This window comes from Micromonospora sp. CNZ295, from assembly GCF_004217535.1.
Genome location: NZ_SHKZ01000001.1, coordinates 67,806 through 89,151, shown reverse-complemented (window position 1 = coordinate 89,151; position 21,346 = coordinate 67,806). Strand labels below are relative to the sequence as shown.

The window sequence follows — 21,346 nt, the reverse complement described above, 5'->3', positions numbered from 1 at the left end:
CCTCAGGCGAGCGCGTTCAGGGCGTCGGCCAGCTCGGCCGGGTTGTCGAAGCTCTCCGCCGGGAGGGCCTTCAACATCTGGAGCATCTCCGTGCTCACCCCGTTCTCCTGGCCCCACCGGACCAGGTCCTCGCGGGAGGCCGGGTAGTCCAGCCCGGCCAGGTACTCCTGCAACTGCACCCCGGTGACGGTCATGCCGCCGGCTACCCGCTCCGCGCGCCGGCACACCGGTTTGCCCACCGGCCCGCCGGGTAGCCGCGCGTCATGCTGGTTCAGCGGCTCGGCGCGCCGAGCGACTTCGACCCGTTGCTGGAGCGCGTCCGGGACGCCCGGATCGTGATGATCGGGGAGGCGACGCACGGCAGCTACGACTACTACCGGCTGCGGGAGCAGCTGACCCGGCGGCTGATCGCCGAGTGCGGCTTCACGTTCGTGGCGGTGGAAGGCGACTGGCCGGACTGCGACCGGGTGAACCGCTCGGTCACCGCCGCCCCGGGCGGGGCCGCGGAACCGCAGACCGCCCTCGAACGGTTCGAGCGCTGGCCCACCTGGATGTGGGCGAACGCCGAGGTGAACCGCTTCTGCCGGTGGTTGCGGGCGTGGAACGTGGAGCGGCCCGAGGCGCAGCGCGCCGGGTTCCACGGACTGGACGTCTACAGCCTGTGGGAGTCGATGCAGGCGATCTTCGACTACCTGGGGGAGGAGGACCCGGCGTCGCTGGAGGCCGCGCAGGACGCGTACCGGTGCTTCGAGCCGTACGGCAAGCGGGTCGAGGAGTACGGCGCAGCCAGCCGGTTCGTCTCGGCGCGCTGCGAGGACGAGGTGGTGCGGCTGCTCGCGCGTACCCGGGAACACGCCGCGACGGACGGCGCGGACGCCTTCTCCGCCTGGCAGAACGCGGAGGTGGTGGCCGGCGCGGAGCGGTACTACCGGGCGATGGTCGGGGGCGGGCCCGAGTCGTGGAACATCCGCGACATCCACATGGCGGACACGCTGGACCGGCTGCTGGAGCGCTACGGCCCGGGGGCGCGCGGGGTGGTGTGGGCGCACAACACCCACGTCGGCGACGCGCGGGCGACCGACATGGCCGCCGACGGCCTGGTGAACATCGGTCAGCTGGCCCGCGAGCGGCACGGCCGCGAGGACGTCGTCCTGGTCGGGTTCGGCGGCTATCGGGGCACGGTGGTCGCCGCGCCCCGGTGGGGCTCGCCGGCCGAGGTGATGATCGTCCCGCCGGCCCGGGACACGGCGGTCGAGGGGCGGCTGCACGAGCTGATGCCCGAGCGGGCGGTGCTGGTCTTCGGCGGCGACCAGCCGGGCTGGGTCACCGAGCCGCTGGACCACCGGGCGATCGGCGTGGTCTACGACCCGTCGTTCGAGTCGTGGGGCAACTACGTGCCGACCCGGCTGGGGGAGCGGTACGACGCGTTCATCTGGTGTGACGAGACGACCGCCCTGCACCCGCTGCCCGCGTTGACCGCGCCCGGCGAGATGGAGACCTACCCGGCGGGCGTCTGATCCGCCCCGCCGCCGACGGCCGATCATGGAGTTGTGGTGCCCGTCGTGCACGCTTTCGCGGCTTCTGCGGGGCACCACAACTCCATGATCCACGGGGTCAGGTGCGGGCGGGTTCCTTCACGGCCAGGTGGGCGCGCAGGCCCTCGCCCTCCACGTCGACGTTGGGCAGCGCCCGGTCCAGCCAGCGGGGCAGCCACCAGGCCCTGCCGCCGAGCAGCGACATGACCGCCGGAACGATGGTCATCCGGACCACGAACGCGTCGATCGCGACACCGACCGCGAGCGCGAAGCCCATCGACTTGATGACCGGGTCGTCCATGAAGACGAAGCCGCCGAAGACCGAGATCATGATGAGCGCGGCGGCGGTGACCACGCGGGCCCCGTGCCCCATCCCGTTGATCGTGGCCTGCTGCGCGGTGTCACCGTGGACGAAGTCCTCCCGCATCCGGGAGACCAGGAAGACCTCGTAGTCCATGGCCAGGCCGAACAGGATGCCGATGAGCAGGATCGGCAGGAAGCTGACCAGCGGGCCCGGAGTGTCCAGGCCGACCAGGTCGGCGAGCCGGCCCTGCTGGAAGACCGCGACGGTGAGCCCGAAGGTGGCCGCCACGGTGAGCAGGAAGCCCAGCGCCGCCTTCACCGGCACCAGCAGGGACCGGAACACCAGCATCAGGAGCAGCACCGACAGCCCGACCACGAGCAGCAGGTAGACCGGCAACGCGTCGGAGAGCTTCTCGGAGACGTCGATGCCGACCGCGGTCACGCCGGTGAGCAGCACGTCCGCGCCCTGGATGCCGCCGACCGCGGCGCGGATGTCGTCCACCAGCGTCTCGGTGGCGGCGTCGGTCGGCCCGGTCTTCGGGACCACGCCGAGCAGCGCCGTCCGGCCGTCCGGGCTCAGCTGCGGCGGCGTCACCGCGAGGACGTTCTCGGTGCGCTGGACCAGGGCGGTGACCTGCGGTACGGCCGCCGCGGTGGCCTCCGGGCCGTCCCCGGCGACCACGACCGCCAACCGGCCGGTGAAGCCGGGCCCGAAGCCCTCGCTGATCAGGTCGTTGGAGACCCGGGCCGGCGACCCGACCGGCGCGGTCCCCGGGTCCGGGAGAGCCAGCCGCATGTCCGGGGTGGGCAGCGCGAGGACGCCGAGCCCGACCACGCCGGCCAGGATGACGGGCAGCCGGAAGCGGGTCACCAGCCGGGCCCAGCGGAACCCGAAGGCGGAGCGGTCCTCGGCCGGCGGGGCGTCGTCCGCGGAGGCGGGGGCGGTGCCCTCCTCGAAGGTGCCGCGCAGCTTGCGCGGGAGCACCCGACGGCCGGCGAAACCGAGCAGCGCGGGCTGGAGCGTGAGGGCCACCAGCACGGCGACGGTGACCGTGGCGGCGGCGGCGAGACCCATGACGGTCAGGAACGGGATCCGCACCACCGCCAGGCCGGCCAGCGCGATGACCACGGTGGCGCCGGCGAAGAGCACGGCGGAGCCGGCGGTGCCCACCGCCCGGCCGACCGCCTCGTCCCGGGGCAGCCCTTCGAGCAGGTTCTGCCGGTAGCGGGAGGTGATGAACAGCGAGTAGTCGATGCCGACCGCGAGACCGAGCATCAGGGCGAGGACCGGCGCCACGCTGCTCAGCTCGATCACGTCGCTGAGCGCGTACAGGCCGGCCATGCCGACGCCGACCCCGATCAGGGCGTTGAGCATGGTCATCCCGGCCGCCACCAGGGAGCCGAACGTGACGACCAGGACGATCGCCGCGATCGCCACACCGATCGCCTCGGTGGAGCCGACCTCCGGCTCGGCGTTCAGCACCTCGCCGCCGGGGGCGACCTGCCAGCCCTGCGCCTCGGCCGCGGCGCCGACCTTCTCGTACGCCTCCCGCTGCTCGTCGGTGACCTTGTCCGCGCCCTCGGCGAACTGGACCTGGATCAGGCCGTACCGGCCGTCCGGCGTCACGGCCTGGGCGGTGAGCGGGTCGACGGCGCCGACCACGCCGGGCAGCGCCGCGGCCTCCTGGGTGACCTGGGTGACGACCGCCTGGCCCTGCGGGGTGCCGAGCAGCCCGGGCTCGGGCGCCTTGACCGCGATCGTGCCGGTGGCGCCGCTGGCCGCCGGGAACTGCTCGGCGAGCAGGTCCTGCGCCCGCTGGGACTCGGTGCCGGGCATGCTGAAGTCGCTCGCCGTCGGGCCGCGCAGGGTCAGGGCCGCCAGGCCGAGACCGACGAGTACGACCAGCCAGAGCGCGGCGACGAGGCGCCGTCGGCGCATCGAGCCCCGGCCGATCCGGTAGAGCAGGGTCGCCATGGGATTCGGTGTCCCCTCGATCGTGGGTGGTTGGGTCAGGTCAGTCGACGGGCTCGAGTGCCCGGCGTACCAGCGCCAGTAGCGCGGGACGCAGTTCCCCGTCCGGCACGTCGACGAATTCGCCGCAGGTCTCGGCGATGCCGGCGAGCACCACCAGCGCGGCGATCCGGGCCGCCGGGCGCTCGGAGTACCCGGCGAACGCGTCGATGAGCCGTTCGGAGATCTCCTGGATGTGCGCGAAGGCGGGCTGCTGGAACAGTCCCGGGAACTCGCCGCGCAGCAGCGCGATCTCCCGCCGGAACCGGACCGCCAGGTCGACGAAGCCCTCCGCCGCGACGCGCTGCGCCTCGGCCGGACCGCTCGCGGCGACGATCCGCTCGTCCAGCTCCCGGAGGACAGCGATCGGCCGGGCCATCAGCTCGGTGAGGATGGCCTCCTTGTTGGCGAAGTGGTAGAGCACCGCCGCCTTGGAGCAGCCGACGTCGCGGGCGATGTCCTGCAGCGACGTGCCGCGGTAGCCGGTCAGCGCGAACCGTCGCCCCGCCGCGGCGAGGATCTCGTCGTGCGTCTCGGGTACCACCCGTGCCATGCCGGCCCACCTCCTCGACCAGCATGCCTGACCGATCGGTCAGGTGCTGACCGATCGGTCAGATCGGTTCGGTGGCGTTCACCACACGGCCGTGCTCCCGGTCGTACGCGGCCCGGGCGGCGGCGATCTCGGCCCGGTGCCGTTCGGCCCACTCGGTGAGGGCGACCAGCGACTCGTACAGCTCCAGGGCGATCGGGGTGGCGGTGTACTCGACCTTCGGCGGCACGGTCGGGTAGACGGTGCGCCGCAGCAGGCCGTCCCGTTCCAGGTTGCGCAGGGTCAGCGTCAGCATCCGCCGGCTGATGCCCTCGACGCAGCGCTCCAGTTCGGTGAAGCGCACCGGGCCCCGGGAGGCGGCGACCAGGATGCCGATGCTCCACTTGCCGCCCACCCGGTCGAGCACCTCGCGGACGGTGCAGGCCTTCGCCTGGCCCGGTGCGAAGCGGCCGCCGGCCCCGTCGCAGCCGGCCACGGGCACATCGCTGTTCCCCTGGGACATGAAAGTGCCTCCTTACGCTCCGCCTGATGGTCACAGATGATGGCGTCGGTAACAAATCATGCACTTAGGAAGGCTCCACCATGCCGACCCGTACCGGACCGTCCCGCCCGCTGGCGCTTCTCGTGCTCTGCGCCGGCAGCCTCATGGTCATTCTCGACGGCAGTGTCGTCGCCGTCGCACTCCCGGCCATCCAGCGTGACCTCGGCTTCTCCGCCGCCGGGCTGGCCTGGGTGGTCAACGCGTACCTCATCGCCTTCGGCGGGTTGCTCCTGCTCGCCGGCCGCCTCGGTGACCTGCTCGGCCGACGGCGGGTGTTCCTGGCCGGCGTCGCACTCTTCACCGCGGCGTCGCTGCTGTGCGCCGTGGCGGCCACGCCCGCCGTGCTGGTCGTCGCCCGCTTCCTCCAGGGTGCCGGCGGGGCGGCGGCGACGGCGGTCAGCCTCGGGATGATCGTCCAGCTCCACCCCGAGCCCGCCGCCCGGGCCCGGGCCATCGCCGTGTTCAGCTTCACCGGGGCTGCCGGGGCGTCGATCGGGATGCTGGCCGGCGGCGTGCTCACCGGGGTCGCCGGCTGGCCGGCCATCTTCCTCGTCAACCTGCCGATCGGGCTGCTGGTCCTGCTGGTCGCCGGCCGGGTGCTCAGCGCCGACCGGGGTCTCGGTCTGGGCGCGGGCCTGGACGTCCCCGGCGCGGTGCTCGGCACCTCCGGGTTGATGGCGGCCGTGCTCGCCATCGTCGGCACCGGCGAACACGGCTGGACATCGGCCCGTACGGTCGGCGCCGCGGTGCTCGCCGCCGTGCTGCTCGTCGCGTTCGCCCGCCGGCAGCGGGTGGCCGCGGCGCCGCTGCTGCCACCGCGCCTGCTGCGCACTCCCGACCTGGTCGCCGCCAACGTCGTGCAGTTCCTCGCGGTCGCCGCGTTCTTCGGGTTCCAGTTCCTGCTCGCGCTCGCGCTCCAGCTCGTGCTGAGGTTCGACGCCACCGCCGCCGGGCTGGCCTTCCTGCCCACCCCGGTGGCGATCGCGGTGGTCTCGCTGGGCTTTACCGGCCGGCTCGCGGCCCGGTACGGCGCCCGGCCGGTGCTGCTCGGCGGGCTCGGCCTCGCGGTGGTCGGTTTCCTGCTCCTCGCCCGGCTGCCGGCCGCCGGCGACTACCTGGTCGACGTGCTGCCGGCGGTGCTGGTGTTCGGGATCGCGGGCGGTCTGATCATGCCGGCCGTCACCACCCTGGCGATGGCCGGCGCCCAACCGGCCGACGCCGGCCTGGCCTCCGGGCTGGTCAACACGACCCAGCAGGTCGGCGGCGCGCTCGGGCTGGCCGTACTGGCCACGCTGGCCGCGAGCCGTACCGGCGCGCTCCGGGAGGCCGGCTGGACCGGGACCGCGGCCCTCGCCGCCGGTTACCGGGCCGCCTTCGGCGTGGCCGCCGCCCTGGTCGCCGCCGCGCTGGTGGTCGCGGTGGCCACCGTCGGGCGTCGGCGTCTACCGGGCCTCCCAGGCACGCACGGCGGATCTGCTCGCCGCCGTGCGGGCCGGGCGGGACCCCTTCGCCGTGTCCGGTTGACCACCACCGGGACGGCGGGCAGGGTGATCGGATGGGCGGGGCCGAGGAGACCCGGGACGGGGTCGCGCTGACCAACCTGGACCAGCCGCTGTTCGACGGGGCCGGGGCGACCAAGCGCGACCTGGTCGACTATCTGGACGCGGTGAGCGCGCGCGTCCTGCCGCACCTGCGGGAGCGGCCGCTGTCGGTGGTGCGGGTACGCCCCGGCCAGCCGCCGTTCATGCAGAAGAACCTCCCGAGGTACACCCCGGACTGGGTCCGCCGCGTCGGCGTCTGGGCCGAGGCCTCGCAGCGCGAGATCTCGTACGCGCTCTGCGACGACCGGCGCACCCTGCTCTGGTTCGCCAACCAGCGGGCGGTGGAGTACCACCCGACCCTCGCCACGGTGGCCGACCTGCACCGCCCGACCCACCTCGTGCTCGACCTCGACCCGCCGGAGGGCGCGCCGTTCGAGGTGGCGGTCGCCGCCGCGCTGCTGGTCCGCCGGGCCCTCACCGACGCCGGGCTGTCCGGTGCGGCCAAGACCAGCGGGGCGAAGGGCGTCCACGTGTTCGTGCCGGTCGCGGGCGACGCGACGACGGAGGACATGGCCGCCGCCACCCGGGCGCTCGCCGCACGTGCCGCCCGCCTCGACCCGGCCCTCGCGACGACCGCCTTCATCCGGGAGGACCGGGGCGGGAAGGTCTTCATCGACTCCACCCGGGCCGGCGGGGCGACCGTGGTGGCCGCGTACAGCCCGCGGCTGCGGCCGGGCATTCCGGTCTCCTTCCCAGTGACCTGGGCCGACCTGTCGTCGGTCACGCCGGGGGACTTCACGATCCGCACCGCGCCCGCGTTGGTCGCCGCGCACGACCCGTGGGCGGAAGCGATGCCCCCGCCGCAGCGGCTCCCGGCCGACCTGGTCGCCGAGGGCCACACCATTCCGGTGGCCCGGGTACAGGCCATGCACGAGGGGAAACGCCGGGCCCGTGCCCGCCGGGCCGGCGGCTGACGCCGCCCCGCGCGACACGTCTCGACGACCGTCGTCACTCCACCGTGGCGGGGGCTGGGACGGCTTGCTCAGCGGACCTGCTGACCTGCTCCCGTGCGGGTCGTCCTTGCCGACCAGTTCGAGCAGCGGCGGTGCAGCGTCGCCGGTGCTGGCGACGGGCGCTTTCGCGAGGCCGAAGGGTGCGGTGATCCGGTACGAACGCCGCGGCTGCGGTGACCCGCGAGCCGGCACCGTCTCCTGTGCACTCGCCGGGGCGGCACAAACCGCTCGGCGTTCCGCCGACGATGAAGAGATCTGTGAGGTGCCCCCGGCAGGATTCGAACCTGCGCTCCCGCCTCCGGAGGGCGGTGCTCTATCCCCTGAGCTACGGGGGCTCAGCGACCTGAGAAGACTAGCAAACGCCTACCGCGATCGCCGAATCGGTATCCGATGCTCCGCACCGACCTTCCACCGGCCACGGCCCGCGGCCTGATGAGCCGGCGGGCGGGCCGGAAAGCTGATCGGTGAGGGCCCGGGGACGGCCTGCCGGGGGATCGCGCGGTTCCTGGTCCGCCCGTCCGGTCGCGGGCGCCGGCGGGTTCGCCGCGCCCGCGACCCGGCTCGCCGGTCGGCACCTGGCGGACGTCAGGCGGCGACGGCGCGGCCGCAGCTCGGCAGCGGGTGCAGCACGATGCGACGGGGAAGCCGGCGTGGCCATTCGTTGCGCGGCCAGGACCCGTCCACGATCAGGTGCACGGAGCGCTGCTCCTCCCCGCTGAGCCGGAGCACGAAGTCCCGCGGCAGCGGCGGGTCGACCGACGGCGTGGTGATCATGAATCGGACCCGGCCGCGGGACGAGACGGCGGAGATCACGTCGGCCGCCGGCATGGTGCCGCGCAACCGGATCCGCCCGATCCAGTACACCTCCGCCAGGTGCTCCTGGGCGGCTCGGGTGATCGCCGGGTACTCGGTGCGTACCCACCGCTCGACCGCGCCGACGCAGAGTCCGCAGGCGCGCTCCCGCGGCTCCCGCGGACCCAACCCCCAGGCCCGCAGGTACGCCCCGACGGCGCCCGCGTCGAGCGGCAGGCCGAACCGGCTCTGGATGAGGGTGTGCAGGCTCTGTCGCGTCCAGAGCTCCTCGTCCAGGCCGAACGCGTCGGGGTAGCTGCCCCGCAAGGTGTCGATCAGTTCGAGTTCCTGCTCGCGGCTGAGCGTTCCCGGCTCGCCCTGCCGTGCTCCGCGACGGACGGCCGCCACCGCCCCGTCACCGCCGATGGTGTGGCGTCGGCACCAGCTGGTGACCGAACGCCGCGCGTCTCTGAGTGCAACCCCCACGTCCTGCGCAACGAGCCCGAATCGCAACTGGTCACGATATGTGCGGAGAAACTTCTCTTAGTGATGGATTCGGTCGGACCGCCCAGACGGTGTGAATCGGTCATCTGTGAACGTGGTCGCCATCTCTGGGTCCGCCGCGCCGCCGGCGCAAGATCACGCTGCTACGCAGACGTAGTGGCCGGGCTGTGGAGCTGGCCTCATCGGCGGGGCACCCGTGCCGGCCAGAGGCAAGGAGAGCGTGCCGGGTCGGAGGGGGTTCGCGCGCCTGGGTCGGAAGGGGCGGTAGCCGGCTGACAGCCGGTGAGCGTAGTTCCGCGCGAGGTCTGTGTCGGGGTGTCGGGTTTGGGGGTGTGGTCGGGCATCGTGGGGGTGGAATGGTGGCGGGTTCGGGGTCGTTACATCCTCTGGACGATCGAGCAGGGCCGGCGGGCCGGGTGAGCCGGGCGGGTTCTTGATGGGCCTGGGGCATGCGGGTCGGCGGCTGTGGATCTGACTCGTTTACGTCATCGCCCGGCTACGGCACGATCGCCCGGCTGTGGCACCGCAATCGAGCCCCCCGCCCTTGGTGGTGTGGGTTGCCTCTGGTGTCAGCCGGATCCTGGTTGGCCCAGTGGTCGCCGGAATGTTGGTGGCCGGTCGGTCGTTACACCTGGACCCGGCGCCGTGAAGGGCCATCCCCCCGCCCCTCGGATGCCGGTGGTTCTTTCCCCTAGTTTTTGAGCGCCTCGGATGGTGCTTGCACCGCCTACGCCTGTCCCCCCTTTTGGGCTGGGTGGTGTCGACCCCCGAATGGAGCTTCATCATGAACACGATCATGCGTAAGAGCGTTCTGGGTATTGCTGGTCTGGCGTTTGCTGGTGGTCTGGTCGGTGGCCCGGTCGCCGCGCACGCCGCCCCGACCCTCGAAACCACCCCCACCGCCGCCGCTGCTGTGGTGCGGGCTGACAAGCCCGATGCGGGCAAGCTGGTCCCGCACGGTGTGCAGGGCAAGCAGTCGCGCATCGACCTGTCCGATGAGCAGACCGCGAATGTGAAGGCGATCATCGCGGCGACGAAGAAGTCCGGCATGGACGAGCGGGCCGCCGTGGTCGCGATCGCGACCGCGCTGCAGGAGTCGAAGCTGGAGAACCTGGGTCACCTGGGTGAGCGCAACGACCACGACTCGCAGGGCCTGTTCCAGCAGCGCCCGTCCAGCGGGTGGGGCACGGTGGAGCAGATCACCGACCCCGAGTACTCGACCATGGCGTTCCTCAAGGGCCTCCAGCAGGTCGACGGCTGGCAGGACATGCCGCTGACCAAGGCCGCCCAGACCGTGCAGGTCTCGGCCTACCCGGACCACTACGCCCAGTGGGAACAGCAGGCCGCCGACCTGGTCGCCAAGCACTGGAGCTGACCCACACAACCACAGACCTTCCTCACAGGGGGAAATGAAGCCGCTGGCCGGCACCCGAACCCGGGTGCCGGCCAGCGGCATCTCCACCGACCGGCTCGACCGGCGACCGGCCCGACCGACCCCCGAGGGACAGCACACCCGGGTGATCCACTCCGTGTGCGCTATCTCGGGGTGTCACGGCCGCCGGATACCCCGAGACGCCGCAACCCGAGTCGATCAAGGTGCTGGATAGCCCGAGATGCGGCGACCCGAGTCGATCAGGGTGCTGGATAGCCCGAGATGCGGCGACCCGAGTCGATCAGGGTGCTGGATAGCCCGAGATGCGGCGACCCGAGTCGATCAGGGTGCTGGATAGCCCGAGAGCCGCAACCCGAGCCGATCACGAACAGGACAGCGACCGAGCCGGACCGGTTGACCGGCGACGGGCACACGAGCCGGGACCAAGACCAGGGGTGGGGCCGCCGCGATCCGCGTGCACCGCCGCAACCGCCCGAGGAACGGCAGAGGCCCGCACCGCCGACCGGCGGTGCGGGCCTCTGCGGAACCGGGTCAGCCCTGGATGCGCTTGAGCGCGTTCTGGAGGTTGGTCAGTTCCGTCTGCTGGGTGTTCTTCATGGTCTGCGCGGCCTGCACCACGTCCGGCTCGTCACTGGCGTCGAGCAGGGCGTCGACCATGTGGATACCGCCGATGTGGTGCTTGATCATCAGGTCCAGGAAGAGCACGTCGAGCTCCTTGCCCTGGGCCTCGCGCAGTTGCGCCATCTGCTCCGGGGTGGCCATGCCGGGCATCAGCCCGTCCCGCATCATCTCGGTGCCGCGCGGCATCCACGCCATCCGCGGCTGGGAGCCGGTCGGGTCGAGCCCCCAGGACCGCAGCCAGGTCTGCATGGTGCCGATGTCGCCCTGCTGGGCGAGGGCGATGTCGCCACCGATGGTGCGGACCTCCTGGTCGGTGCCGCGCTGGAAGGCGATCAGACCCATCTCCACCGCCTGGGCGTGGTGGGTGGTCATGTCCCGGGCGAAGCCCGCCTCGACCGACGCGTCCCCGGGCCGGGTGAGGCCGGGGGTGAGCAGCCCTCCGGCGTACCCGAGCACGAGCCCGACCACGACGGCGAGCGCCACCGCGAGGGTGCCGAACCGGCGGGCGGTCCCGCGGTCGCCGTCGCCGGCGGCCGGTACGTCCGTCGTGCCTTCGAGGGTCGAGGCGGTCATTGGCAGCTCCTTACTGCTGCGGCATCTGGGCGCCGAGATCCCTCGGCGCGGTGCCGGTGGCGGTGACGCCCTGGTTGCAGAGGGCGGTCGGGCCCTCGATGGAGGCGTTCACCTTGAGGGTCTTGATGAACTCGTCGATCCGGCCGTCGTCGGCGTTGTCGACCTTGAGCTGGTAGCCCCAGGCCTGCAGGGAGATCGGCTTGTCCAGGCCCTCGAACGAGCTGAGCATCATCTTCTCGTTGCCGCGCACCCGCTCCGCCAGCTTCTCGACCTGGTCGGCGGGCAGGTCGGGCCGGTACGTGATCCAGACCGCGCCGTGCTCCAGGCTGTGCACCGCGTGCTCGTTGGCGACCGGGCCCTCGTAGACGTCGCCCATGCAGTTCTGCCAGGCGTCGTTGTGCGGACCGGCGACCGGGGGGAGCACCGGGTACTCGATGGGGCCCTGCTGGTGGTTGCCGCCCTTGGTGAGCTCCGGGTCCTTCTCGCGGAAGTTGACGAGCCCGTCGATCGCGTTGGCGCGCTCCTCCCACGGCTTCGAGCCCTGGACGGTCGCCCAGGCGCCGTACCCGATGATGGCGACGGCCAGCACGCCGACCGCGGTGAACAGCGCGATCGGGCCCCAGCTGCGGCCCTGGCTGACCTTCACCGGGGCGATCGGCTTGCGGGGGCCTTTGCCGCCGCCGCGCGGCGCGCTCGCCGGCTTGCCGGACCCGGACTTGCCGGACCCCGCCTTGCCCGCGGCCGGCCGGCCCGCAGCGGGCTTCTTGCCGGTGCTGACCACGGTGGGGCGGCGCTCCGGGCCACCCGGGGTGCTGATGCTCATCGTGCCTCGTCAGGTCGGTCGGTCAGGGGATCTGGCGGGCCGGGTGCACATGCTGGGTCGCCGCCGCGGGGACCGAGTCTACCCCCGATAACATGGATCGGTGACTCCCGCAGAACTCGCCGAGGTCGTCCTAACCGCAGCCCACGCCGTCTTCACCGAGCGGGGCCTGGACCGGTCCGCGCTACCGGTGCGAACGTCGGTGGAGCGGCCCCGTAATCCCGAGCACGGTGACTACGCCTCGACGCTGGCGCTCCAGCTCAGCAAGAAGGTGGGCGTTCCGCCGCGGGAGCTGGCCGCCGCGCTGGCCGAGCAGCTCGGCCGGGCCGCGGGGGTCAAGTCGGTGGAGATCGCCGGTCCGGGCTTCCTCAACATCCGTCTCGACGCGGCCGCCGCGGGCCAGCTCGCCCGCGTGATTGTCGAGGCGGGTGAGGAGTACGGGCGCAGCGACCGGCTGGCCGGCCAGTCGATCAACCTCGAGTTCGTCTCCGCCAATCCGACCGGTCCGGTGCACATCGGCGGGGTTCGCTGGGCGGCGGTCGGCGACGCGCTGAGTCGCCTGCTGCGCGCCACCGGCGCCGAGGTCGGCACCGAGTACTACTTCAACGACGCCGGTTCCCAGATCGACCGGTTCGCCCGCTCGCTGCTGGCCGCCGCGAAGGGGGAGCCCGCGCCCGAGGACGGGTACGCCGGGGCGTACATCTCCGAGATCGCCGAGCAGGTCCGGGCCCGCCGGCCGGACGTGCTGACGCTCGACGACGCCGCCGCCCAGGAGGTCTTCCGGGTGGCGGGCGTCGAGCTGATGTTCGCCGAGATCAAGTCGTCGCTGCGCGACTTCGGCGTGGAGTTCGACACGTACTTCAACGAGAAGGACCTGCACGACCGGGGTGAGCTGGAGCACGCGCTCGACCGGCTGCGGCAGCAGGGCAACACGTTCGAGGCCGACGGTGCCACCTGGCTGCGCACCACCGACTTCGGCGACGACAAGGACCGGGTGCTGCGCAAGTCCAACGGCGAGTGGACGTACTTCGCCGCCGACTGCGCCTACTACCTGGACAAGCGGGAGCGCGGCTTCGAGCGGGTGGTCATCATGCTCGGCGCCGACCACCACGGCTACGTCGGGCGGATGAAGGCGATGGCCGCCTGCTTCGGCGACGACCCGGACCGCAACCTGGAGATCCTCATCGGCCAGCTGGTCAACCTGGTCCGGGACGGGCAGCCGGTGCGGATGAGCAAGCGGGCGGGCACGGTGGTCACGCTGGAGGACCTGGTCGAGGCGATCGGCGTGGACGCCGCCCGGTACGCGCTGGCCCGGTACTCCGCCGATTCGCCGATCGACATCGACGTGGAGCTGTGGACCCGGGCCAAGAACGACAACCCGGTCTACTACGTCCAGTACGTGGCGGCCCGGACCGCGGGCGTGGCCCGCAACGCCGCCGAGGTGGGGCTGACCCGGGGTGACGGCGACGCCTTCCGGCCTGAGCTGCTCGGCCACGAGAAGGAGAACGAGCTGCTCAAGGCGCTCGCCGAGTTTCCCGCCGTGGTGGCCACCGCCGCCGAACTGCGCGAGCCGCACCGGGTCGCGCGCTACCTGGAGGAGAGCGTGGCCCAGGCCTACCACCGGTTCTACGACAACTGCCGGATCCTGCCGCAGGGCGACGAGGAGGTCAGCGACCTGCACCGCGCCCGGCTCTGGCTGAACGACGCCACCCGCGTGGTCATCGCCAACGGCCTGCGGCTGCTCGGCGTCTCCGCCCCGGAGCGGATGTAATGCGGGCGCACGAGGCCGGCGCCCTGCACGGGGACATCGGCAGCCGCGGTCCGGCCTGGCTGCGTACGCCGGTCGACGTCAACGCCCTGGTGCCGGAGCTGTGGCCGCGCAACGTCGTGCGCGGGGCCGACGGCGCGCTCGTCGTCGCGGGCCGCTCGGTCCGCGACCTCGCGGCCGAGTTCGGCACCCCGATGTACGTGCTGGACGAGGACGACCTGCGGTCGCGCTGCCGCGACTTCCGCGCCGCGTTCCCCACTGAGGACGTCTACTACGCCGGCAAGGCGTTCCTCTGCCGCGCGGTGGTGCGCATGATCGCCGAGGAGGGGCTGCACCTGGACGTGTGCAGCGGCGGCGAGCTGGCCACGGCGCTGGCGGCCGGGATGGAGCCGGCGCGGATCGGCTTCCACGGCAACAACAAGTCGGTCGCCGAGCTGAGCCGGGCGCTGGACGCCGGGGTGGGCCGGATCATCGTCGACTCGTTCCAGGAGATCGACCGGCTCACCGCGCTGGCCCGGGAGCGGGGCGTGCGCCCGCGGGTGCTGGTCCGGGTCACCGTGGGCGTGGAGGCGCACACCCACGAGTTCATCGCCACCGCGCACGAGGACCAGAAGTTCGGGTTCTCGCTGGCCGGCGGCGCGGCGATCGCGGCCGCGCTGCGCATCCTCGACGAGGACGTGCTGGAGCTGCGCGGCCTGCACTCGCACATCGGGTCGCAGATCTTCGACGCGAGCGGCTTCGAGGTGTCCGCCCGCCGGGTGCTCGCCCTGCAGGCCCAGATCCGCGACGCGCGGGGCGTGGAGCTGCCCGAGCTGGACCTGGGCGGCGGCTTCGGCATCGCGTACACGACCAAGGACGACCCGGCCGCGCCGGCCGACCTGGCGAAGCGGCTGCGGAAGATCGTCGACGGGGAGTGCGCCGCCGAGCGGCTCGCCGTGCCGCACCTGTCCATCGAGCCGGGCCGGGCGATCGTCGGCCCGGCCGTGTTCACGCTCTACGAGGTGGGCACGGTCAAGGACGTCGACGGCATCCGGACCTACGTGAGCGTCGACGGCGGGATGAGCGACAACATCCGGACGGCGCTGTACGACGCGTCGTACTCGGCGACGGTGGCCTCCCGGACGAGCTCCGCCGAGCCGATGCTCGCCCGCGTGGTGGGAAAGCATTGTGAGTCCGGGGACATCGTGGTGAAGGATGAATTCCTGCCCGCCGACGTGCAGCCCGGAGATCTTGTCGCGGTGCCCGGCACGGGTGCGTACTGCCGGAGCATGGCCAGCAACTACAACCACGTGCCGCGCCCCCCGGTGGTCGCGGTGCGAGACGGCCAGGCGCGCCTGATCGTCCGGCGGGAGACCGAAGAGGACCTGCTCGCTTTGGATGTGGGATGACGTCACCTGTGCGCTTGGCGCTGCTCGGCTGTGGCACGGTCGGCAGCGAGGTGGTGCGGCTGCTGCACGAGCAGTCCGCCGACCTCGCCGCCCGGATCGGCGCTCCGCTGGAGATCGCGGGCATCGCCGTCCGCCGGATCGGCCGGGACCGGGGGGACCTGCCGGTCGACCCGGCGCTGTTCACCACCGACGCGCTCGGCCTGATCAAACGCGACGACGTCGACGTGGTGGTCGAGGTCGTCGGCGGCATCGAGCCGGCGCGGGGCTGGCTGGTGGAGGCGCTGCGGGCGGGCAAGAGCGTGGTCACGGCGAACAAGGCGCTCCTCGCCGAGGACGGCGGCGCCCTGCACGACGCGGCGGCCGAGGGCGGCGGCGACCTCTACTACGAGGCGGCCGTGGCCGGTGCCATCCCGCTGCTGCGGCCGCTGCGCGAGTCGCTGCACGGCGACCGGATCACCCGGGTGACCGGCATCGTCAACGGCACCACCAACTTCATCCTCTCCGCGATGGACGCCACCGGCGCCGGCTTCGCCGAGGCGCTGGAGGAGGCGACCGAGCTGGGGTACGCCGAGGCGGACCCGACCGCCGACGTGGAGGGCTTCGACGCGGCGGCCAAGGCGGCGATCCTGGCCTCGCTGGCGTTCCACACCCGGGTCGGGGCGGCCGACGTGCACCGGGAGGGCATCACCGAGGTCACCGCCGCCGACGTGGCCAGCGCCAAGGCCATGGGCTGCACGATCAAGCTGCTCTGCATCGCCGCGCGGGGCGCCGGCGCGGACGGCCGGGAGACGGTCAGCGTGCGGGTGCACCCGGCGATGATCCCGCGGACCCACCCGCTCGCGAGCGTCGGCGACGCGTTCAACGCGGTCTTCGTCGAGGCCGAGGCGGCCGGTCAGCTCATGTTCTACGGCCGGGGCGCGGGCGGCGCGCCGACCGCCAGCGCCGTGCTCGGCGACGTGGTGGCGGTCTCCCGCAACCGGCTCGCCGGGGTCCGCGCGGCCAGCGAGTCCGCGTACGCCGACCTGCCGGTGCGGCCGATGGGGGAGGCGCTCACCCGCTACCACATCAGTCTGGACGTGGCCGACCGTCCCGGTGTCCTGGCGGCGGTGGCCGGCGTGTTCGCCCGGCACGACGTCTCGATCGAGACCGTCCGGCAGGGGCCGGCGGGCGGCGGGGCGGCCGGCCGGGGCGAGGACGCCGATCTGGTCATCGTCACCCACGTCGCGCCGGACGCCGCGCTCGCGTCGACCGTCGACGAGTTGCGCGGGCTGGACATCGTCCGCTCGGTGGCCAGCGTGCTGCGGGTCGAGGGCGGCGCCTGACCGTGTCCCGCCTGGTGGGTGCCGGCGGGTCCGCCGGCGGCGGTCCGCTCCGGCTGGTGCAGGCTTGACGTGGCCCCGGCGCGGCCGGGGCTCCGAGGCGAGGAGTACGACATGTGGCGGGGTCTCATCGACGCGTACCGGGATCGGCTGCCGGTCACCGAGGCCACTCCCGTCGTAACCCTGCACGAGGGCAACACGCCGCTGCTGCCCGCGCCGGTCCTGTCGGCCCGGATCGGCTGCGACGTCCACCTCAAGGTCGAGGGCGCCAACCCGACCGGCTCCTTCAAGGACCGGGGGATGACGGTCGCGGTCTCCAAGGCGGTCGAGGCCGGCAACAAGGCGATCATCTGCGCGTCGACCGGCAACACCAGCGCCTCGGCCGCCGCGTACGCGGCCCGGGCCGGGCTGACCTGTGCGGTGCTGGTGCCGCAGGGCAAGATCGCGCTCGGCAAGCTGGCCCAGGCGCTGGTGCACGGGGCCAAGCTGCTCCAGGTCAGCGGCAACTTCGACGACTGCCTGTCGCTGGCCGCGAAGCTCGCCCAGGACTACCCGGTCGCCCTGGTCAACTCGGTGAACGTCGACCGCCTGCACGGTCAGAAGACGGCCGCGTTCGAGATCGTCGAGGCGCTCGGCGACGCACCGGACATCCACTGCATGCCGGTCGGCAACGCCGGCAACATCTCCGCCTACTGGCTGGGCTACGCCGAGGAGCAGGCGGCCGGCAACGTCACGAAGGCCCCGAAGCTGTACGGCTTCCAGGCCTCCGGGGCGGCGCCGATCGTGACCGGCCAGGTGGTCCGCGAGCCGTCGACGATCGCCACCGCGATCCGGATCGGCAACCCGGCGAGCTGGACGAAGGCCCTCGACGCCCGGGACGCCTCCGGCGGGCTGATCGCCGCGGTCACCGACCGGGAGATCCTGTCCGCGTACCGGTTGCTCGCCCGGGAGGTCGGTGTCTTCGTCGAGCTGGGCAGCGCGGCAAGCGTCGCCGGTCTGCTCCAGCAGGCCGCCGCGGGCACCGTGCCGGCGGGCTCGACGGTCGTCTGCACGGTCACCGGGCACGGCCTGAAGGACCCGGAGTGGGCCATCTCGACGGCCCCCGCCCCGGTGACGATCGCCAACGACCCCCTCGCCGCCGCCCGCTCGCTCGACCTCGTCTGACCGCACCTCGGCGGGTCCGACGCCGTCCCGGTCGGTCCCGCCGGTGGGACCGGCCACGCAACCCCGTCGCGGTCGCCGCGATCGGGTGCGGGACACTTCTTCCACCCCCAACGCAGTCCACTCCAGGAGTGAGTCCAGCCGATGTCGCTGCTCGCCAGATTCAGTCTCGCCAACCGGGGGCTCGTCGCCCTCATCGCGGTGGTCGCCACGGCGTTCGGAGCGTTCGCCGTACCGTCGCTGAAGCAGCAACTCCTGCCGTCGCTGGAGTTCCCGGCGGCGTTCATCGTGGCCGGGTACCCCGGCGCCGGCCCCGAGGTCGTCGAGTCGCAGGTCACCGAGCCGATCGAGAACAGCCTCCAGGGCGTCCCGGGGCTGGAGAAGGTCACCTCGACCTCGCGCGAGGGCTCGGCCACCGTCCAGGTGCAGTACGAGTTCGGCACCGACGTGGACGAAGTGGTCAACAAGATGCAGACCGCGCTCAACCGGGCCCGGCTCCCCGAGGGGGTCGAACCCCAGGTCATCGCGGGCAGCACGGACGACCTGCCGGCGGTGGTGCTCGCCGCTTCCGGCGGGGACGACCAGCGGGCGCTCGGTGCGACGCTCCGCGACACCGTCGTGCCCGAGTTGGAGTCGATCGACGGTGTCCGCACGGTCGACCTGACCGGGGTCCAGGACGAGGTCGTCGTCATCACCCCGGACCCGGCGAAGCTCGCGGCGTCCGGGATCCGGCCGAGCGCGTTCGGCGAGGCGCTGCAGGCCAACGGCGTGACCGTCCCGGCGGGTGCCGTGGTGGAGGGCGAGGAGACTCTCCCGGTGCAGGTGGGTACGCCGCTGGCCACCCTCGACGACCTGCGCGGGATCGTCCTCACGGTGGCGCCCGCCGCCCCGGTGCGCCTGGGTGACGTGGCGACGGTCGAGGAGCGGACGGCTCCGGCCACCGCGATCACGCGCACCAACGGGAAGGACAGCCTCGGCATCGCCGTCACCGCCACGCCGGACGGCAACGCCGTGGAGATCTCGCACGAGATCCGGGACCGGCTCGCGGACCTGCGCGCCGCCTCCGGCACCGAGCTGACCGTCGTCTTCGACCAGGCCCCGTTCGTCGAGAAGTCGATCGAGAGCCTCACCACCGAGGGCCTGCTGGGCCTCGTGATGGCGGTCCTGGTGATCCTGGTCTTCCTGCTCTCCGTACGCTCCACCGTCGTCACCGCGGTCTCCATCCCGCTGTCCGTGGTGGTCGCGCTGATCGCACTCTGGATCGGCGACTACTCGCTCAACCTGCTCACCCTCGGCGCGCTGACGATCGCCGTCGGCCGGGTGGTGGACGACTCGATCGTCGTCCTGGAGAACATCAAACGCCACCTCGGGTACGGCGAGCCCAAGCGGGAGGCGATCATCACCGCGGTCCGCGAGGTGGCCGGCGCGGTGACCGCCTCCACACTCACCACGGTCGCCGTGTTCGCGCCGATCGCGCTGGTCGGCGGCTTCATCGGCCAGCTCTTCGCGCCGTTCGCGATCACCGTCACGGTGGCGCTGCTCGCGTCGCTGCTGGTGTCGCTGACGGTCATCCCGGTGCTGGCGTACTGGTTCCTCAAGCCGGCCGGCGGGGCGGTGGACGTGGCGGCCGTACGCCGGGCCGCCGAGGAGAAGGAGCTGCGCAACCCGCTGCAACGCGGGTACCTGCCGGTCATCGGCTTCGCCACCGGCCGGCGGGCGACCCGCTGGATCACCCTCGGGCTCGGCGCCCTGGTCCTCTTCGGCACGTTCGGGCTGTCCCGCCAGCTGGAGACCAACTTCCTCGACGACTCCGGCCAGGACACGCTGACCATCACGCAGGAGCTGCCCGCGGGCACCGGCCTGGCCGCCACCGACGCGGCCGCCCGGCGGGTGGAGGCGGTGCTCGCCGGGACGGAGGGCGTCGAGACGTACCAGGTGACCGCCGGCGCCGGCGACATGCCGTGGGCCGGCGCCGGCGGCAACAACGTCGCCACCTGGTCCCTCGCCCTCGGCGGGGACACCGACGCCAAGGAGATGCGGGGGGTCCTGCGCGAGAAGTTCGCCGGGCTCGGCAGCGGCGTGGGCGAGTTCCGGTTCGGGGCGGGCCAGGGCGGCGCGTCGGCCAACCAGCTCGAGGTGGTCGTCCAGGCCGCCGACCCCGCCTCGCTGACCCGCGCCACCGACGAGGCGGCCGCGGCGATGCGCGACCTCGCCGGCGTCGAGGACGTGACGACCAGCCTCGCCAACCAGGTGAAGCGGGTCGACGTCAAGGTCGACCGGACGAAGGCCGCCGCGGCCGGGCTCACCGAGACGGCGGTGGGGCAGCTGGTCGCGCAGGTGTACCGGGGCGCACCGCTGGGGCAGGTCACGATCGAGGGCGGGCAGCGGGACGTGGTGCTGCGCTCCGCGGCCGAGCCGCCGCTCTCGATGGAGCAGCTGCGGGCCCTGCCGGTCGGCGCGGTCACCCTGGGCGCCATCGCCGAGGTCACCGAGGCCGACGGGCCGCAGCAGGTCAGCCGGATCGACGGCGAGCGCAGCGTCTCGGTCACCGGTACGGCCACCGGCTCCAACCTGGGCGCCATCAGCCAGGAGCTGCAGGAGAAGCTGGACGCGATCGACGTGCCCGGTGCCACGTTCGCCATCGGCGGCGTCAGCGCCGACCAGGAGGAGGCCTTCGCCGACCTGGGCCTGGCGGTGCTCGCCGCCATCGCGATCGTCTTCCTGATCATGGTGGCGACGTTCCGCAGCCTGACCCAGGCGCTGATCCTGCTGGTCTCCGTTCCCTTCGCGGCGACCGGCGCGATCGGGCTGCTGCTGGCCACCGGCACCCCGCTGGGCGTACCGGCGCTGATCGGCGTGCTCATGCTGGTCGGCATCGTGGTGACCAACGCGATCGTGCTGCTGGACCTGGTCAACCAGTACCGCGCGCAGGGCATGGGGGTACGGGAGGCGGTCGTCGAGGGCGGCCGTCGCCGGCTGCGCCCGATCCTGATGACGGCGGTGGCGACCATCTTCGCGCTGCTGCCGATGGCGCTCGGGCTCACCGGCGAGGGCGGCTTCATCTCGAAGCCACTGGCGATCGTGGTGATCGGCGGCCTGCTCAGCTCGACGCTGCTCACCCTGGTCCTGGTGCCGACCCTGTACGCCATGGTCGAGCACACCAAGGAGTCGTTCCGGGCCCGTCGCGCCGCCCGGCGGGGCGGGCCGCCGGAGGGCCCCGCCGCCGAGGCCGACCCGGTCGAGCCGGCTCCCGAGCCGGAGCCGGCAGCCGTCGCGGCCGGCGGCACCGCCGAGCCGGTCGGGTCGCTCACCGGAGCCGCCGGGCCGGCCGGCGGTTCCGGCGCCCGGCCGGCTCCGTCGGCGGCGCTGCTGGACCACACGGACCAGTTCGAGGTGCTGCGGCTGCCGAAGAGCCGCCGGTCGCCGCTCCCGCCGACGGAGTAGCCGACGCCGGCCGGATGCCCCTGACCCGTCGGTCGGGGGCATCCGCCGTCTGACGATCTTTCTCCCCGT

General features: G+C 72.9%; 16 protein-coding genes and 1 tRNA gene. 9 read left to right on the top strand and 8 right to left on the bottom strand.

Annotation, left to right across the window (positions count from 1 at the left end; translation table 11 throughout):
* Positions 1-2: 2 nt before the first annotated feature.
* Positions 3-194, bottom strand: a complete 192-nt coding sequence (locus EV376_RS00360) for a DUF2795 domain-containing protein (RefSeq protein ID WP_130320173.1) — start codon at positions 192-194, stop codon at positions 3-5.
* A gap of 69 nt (positions 195-263) precedes the next feature.
* Here EV376_RS00360 and EV376_RS00355 point away from each other — a divergent pair, with 69 nt between their 5' ends.
* Positions 264-1,517 carry an erythromycin esterase family protein gene (locus EV376_RS00355; RefSeq protein WP_130320172.1) on the top strand — a complete coding sequence of 418 codons (1,254 nt, stop codon included), beginning with the start codon at positions 264-266 and terminating at the stop codon, positions 1,515-1,517.
* 97 nt (positions 1,518-1,614) lie between these two features.
* On the opposite strand, the gene EV376_RS00350 is transcribed toward EV376_RS00355, so the two are convergent.
* From EV376_RS00350 to EV376_RS00340, 3 genes are read right to left on the bottom strand one after another with little or no spacing between them, the layout of a single operon-like run.
* Positions 1,615-3,813, bottom strand: a complete 2,199-nt coding sequence (locus tag EV376_RS00350) for an MMPL family transporter (protein ID WP_130320171.1) — start codon at positions 3,811-3,813, stop codon at positions 1,615-1,617.
* 40 nt (positions 3,814-3,853) lie between these two features.
* Complete coding sequence (locus tag EV376_RS00345) at positions 3,854-4,402, bottom strand: TetR/AcrR family transcriptional regulator (RefSeq protein WP_130320170.1); 549 nt, start codon at positions 4,400-4,402, stop codon at positions 3,854-3,856.
* A 58-nt stretch (positions 4,403-4,460) separates the two neighbouring features.
* Positions 4,461-4,901, bottom strand: a complete 441-nt coding sequence (locus tag EV376_RS00340) for a winged helix-turn-helix transcriptional regulator (RefSeq protein ID WP_130320169.1) — start codon at positions 4,899-4,901, stop codon at positions 4,461-4,463.
* 80 nt (positions 4,902-4,981) lie between these two features.
* Between EV376_RS00340 and EV376_RS00335 the strand changes: the two genes are divergently transcribed.
* Together EV376_RS00335 and EV376_RS00330 are read left to right on the top strand one after the other, a co-directional pair.
* A complete protein-coding gene (locus tag EV376_RS00335; protein WP_130320168.1) occupies positions 4,982-6,535 on the top strand; it encodes an MFS transporter in 1,554 nt (517 codons plus the stop codon).
* The gene (locus EV376_RS00330; protein ID WP_130320167.1) at positions 6,496-7,455 is read left to right on the top strand and encodes a non-homologous end-joining DNA ligase LigD; all 960 of its coding nucleotides are present in this window, start codon (positions 6,496-6,498) and stop codon (positions 7,453-7,455) included. Before EV376_RS00335 ends, EV376_RS00330 begins: the two co-directional genes overlap by 40 nt.
* 302 nt (positions 7,456-7,757) lie before the next feature.
* Here EV376_RS00330 and EV376_RS00325 read toward each other — a convergent pair.
* A tRNA-Arg gene (locus EV376_RS00325) sits at positions 7,758-7,829 on the bottom strand.
* A gap of 250 nt (positions 7,830-8,079) precedes the next feature.
* Positions 8,080-8,772, bottom strand: coding sequence for a winged helix-turn-helix domain-containing protein (locus EV376_RS00320; protein WP_130328467.1), 693 nt, complete (start codon positions 8,770-8,772; stop codon positions 8,080-8,082).
* A gap of 802 nt (positions 8,773-9,574) precedes the next feature.
* On the opposite strand from EV376_RS00320, the gene EV376_RS00315 reads away from it, so the two are divergent.
* Entirely contained in the window at positions 9,575-10,165 is a 591-nt protein-coding gene (locus EV376_RS00315) for an isopeptide-forming domain-containing protein (RefSeq protein WP_130320166.1), read from the top strand.
* Positions 10,166-10,714: 549 nt separating this feature from the next.
* Here EV376_RS00315 and EV376_RS00310 read toward each other — a convergent pair.
* Entirely contained in the window at positions 10,715-11,377 is a 663-nt protein-coding gene (locus tag EV376_RS00310) for a DUF305 domain-containing protein (protein ID WP_130320165.1), read from the bottom strand.
* A gap of 10 nt (positions 11,378-11,387) precedes the next feature.
* The gene (locus EV376_RS00305) at positions 11,388-12,200 is read right to left on the bottom strand and encodes a thioredoxin-like domain-containing protein (protein ID WP_130320164.1); all 813 of its coding nucleotides are present in this window, start codon (positions 12,198-12,200) and stop codon (positions 11,388-11,390) included.
* Positions 12,201-12,300: 100 nt separating this feature from the next.
* On the opposite strand from EV376_RS00305, the gene argS reads away from it, so the two are divergent.
* The 5 genes from argS (at position 12,301) to EV376_RS00280 (ending at position 21,277) form a co-directional block, all read left to right on the top strand.
* On the top strand, positions 12,301-13,968 hold the full coding sequence (gene argS, locus EV376_RS00300) for an arginine--tRNA ligase (protein ID WP_130320163.1): 1,668 nt from the start codon (positions 12,301-12,303) through the stop codon (positions 13,966-13,968).
* Positions 13,968-15,353, top strand: coding sequence for a diaminopimelate decarboxylase (lysA, locus tag EV376_RS00295; protein ID WP_130320162.1), 1,386 nt, complete (start codon positions 13,968-13,970; stop codon positions 15,351-15,353). The genes argS and lysA overlap by 1 nt, the downstream gene beginning before the upstream one ends.
* Before the next feature lie 8 nt (positions 15,354-15,361).
* On the top strand, positions 15,362-16,675 hold the full coding sequence (locus EV376_RS00290; RefSeq protein WP_165438145.1) for a homoserine dehydrogenase: 1,314 nt from the start codon (positions 15,362-15,364) through the stop codon (positions 16,673-16,675).
* Between the two features lie 111 nt (positions 16,676-16,786).
* Entirely contained in the window at positions 16,787-17,836 is a 1,050-nt protein-coding gene (gene thrC, locus EV376_RS00285; RefSeq protein WP_130320160.1) for a threonine synthase, read from the top strand.
* 141 nt (positions 17,837-17,977) lie between these two features.
* Positions 17,978-21,277: an efflux RND transporter permease subunit gene (locus EV376_RS00280; RefSeq protein WP_130320159.1), complete on the top strand. Its 3,300-nt coding sequence runs from the start codon at positions 17,978-17,980 to the stop codon at positions 21,275-21,277.
* Positions 21,278-21,346 lie beyond the last annotated feature (69 nt).

Excerpts from the sequence above, each read along its gene's own strand:
- EV376_RS00315 (WP_130320166.1), top strand. The coding sequence starts at position 9,575 with ATGAACACGATCATGCGTAAGAGCGTTCTGGGTATTGCTGGTCTGGCG.
- EV376_RS00310 (WP_130320165.1), bottom strand. The coding sequence starts at position 11,377 with ATGACCGCCTCGACCCTCGAAGGCACGACGGACGTACCGGCCGCCGGC.
- EV376_RS00280 (WP_130320159.1), top strand. The coding sequence starts at position 17,978 with ATGTCGCTGCTCGCCAGATTCAGTCTCGCCAACCGGGGGCTCGTCGCC.
- EV376_RS00360 (WP_130320173.1), bottom strand. The coding sequence starts at position 194 with ATGACCGTCACCGGGGTGCAGTTGCAGGAGTACCTGGCCGGGCTGGAC.
- EV376_RS00345 (WP_130320170.1), bottom strand. The coding sequence starts at position 4,402 with ATGGCACGGGTGGTACCCGAGACGCACGACGAGATCCTCGCCGCGGCG.
- EV376_RS00305 (WP_130320164.1), bottom strand. The coding sequence starts at position 12,200 with ATGAGCATCAGCACCCCGGGTGGCCCGGAGCGCCGCCCCACCGTGGTC.
- thrC (WP_130320160.1), top strand. The coding sequence starts at position 16,787 with ATGTGGCGGGGTCTCATCGACGCGTACCGGGATCGGCTGCCGGTCACC.
- EV376_RS00340 (WP_130320169.1), bottom strand. The coding sequence starts at position 4,901 with ATGTCCCAGGGGAACAGCGATGTGCCCGTGGCCGGCTGCGACGGGGCC.
- EV376_RS00330 (WP_130320167.1), top strand. The coding sequence starts at position 6,496 with ATGGGCGGGGCCGAGGAGACCCGGGACGGGGTCGCGCTGACCAACCTG.
- EV376_RS00355 (WP_130320172.1), top strand. The coding sequence starts at position 264 with ATGCTGGTTCAGCGGCTCGGCGCGCCGAGCGACTTCGACCCGTTGCTG.
- lysA (WP_130320162.1), top strand. The coding sequence starts at position 13,968 with ATGCGGGCGCACGAGGCCGGCGCCCTGCACGGGGACATCGGCAGCCGC.
- EV376_RS00335 (WP_130320168.1), top strand. The coding sequence starts at position 4,982 with ATGCCGACCCGTACCGGACCGTCCCGCCCGCTGGCGCTTCTCGTGCTC.
- EV376_RS00350 (WP_130320171.1), bottom strand. The coding sequence starts at position 3,813 with ATGGCGACCCTGCTCTACCGGATCGGCCGGGGCTCGATGCGCCGACGG.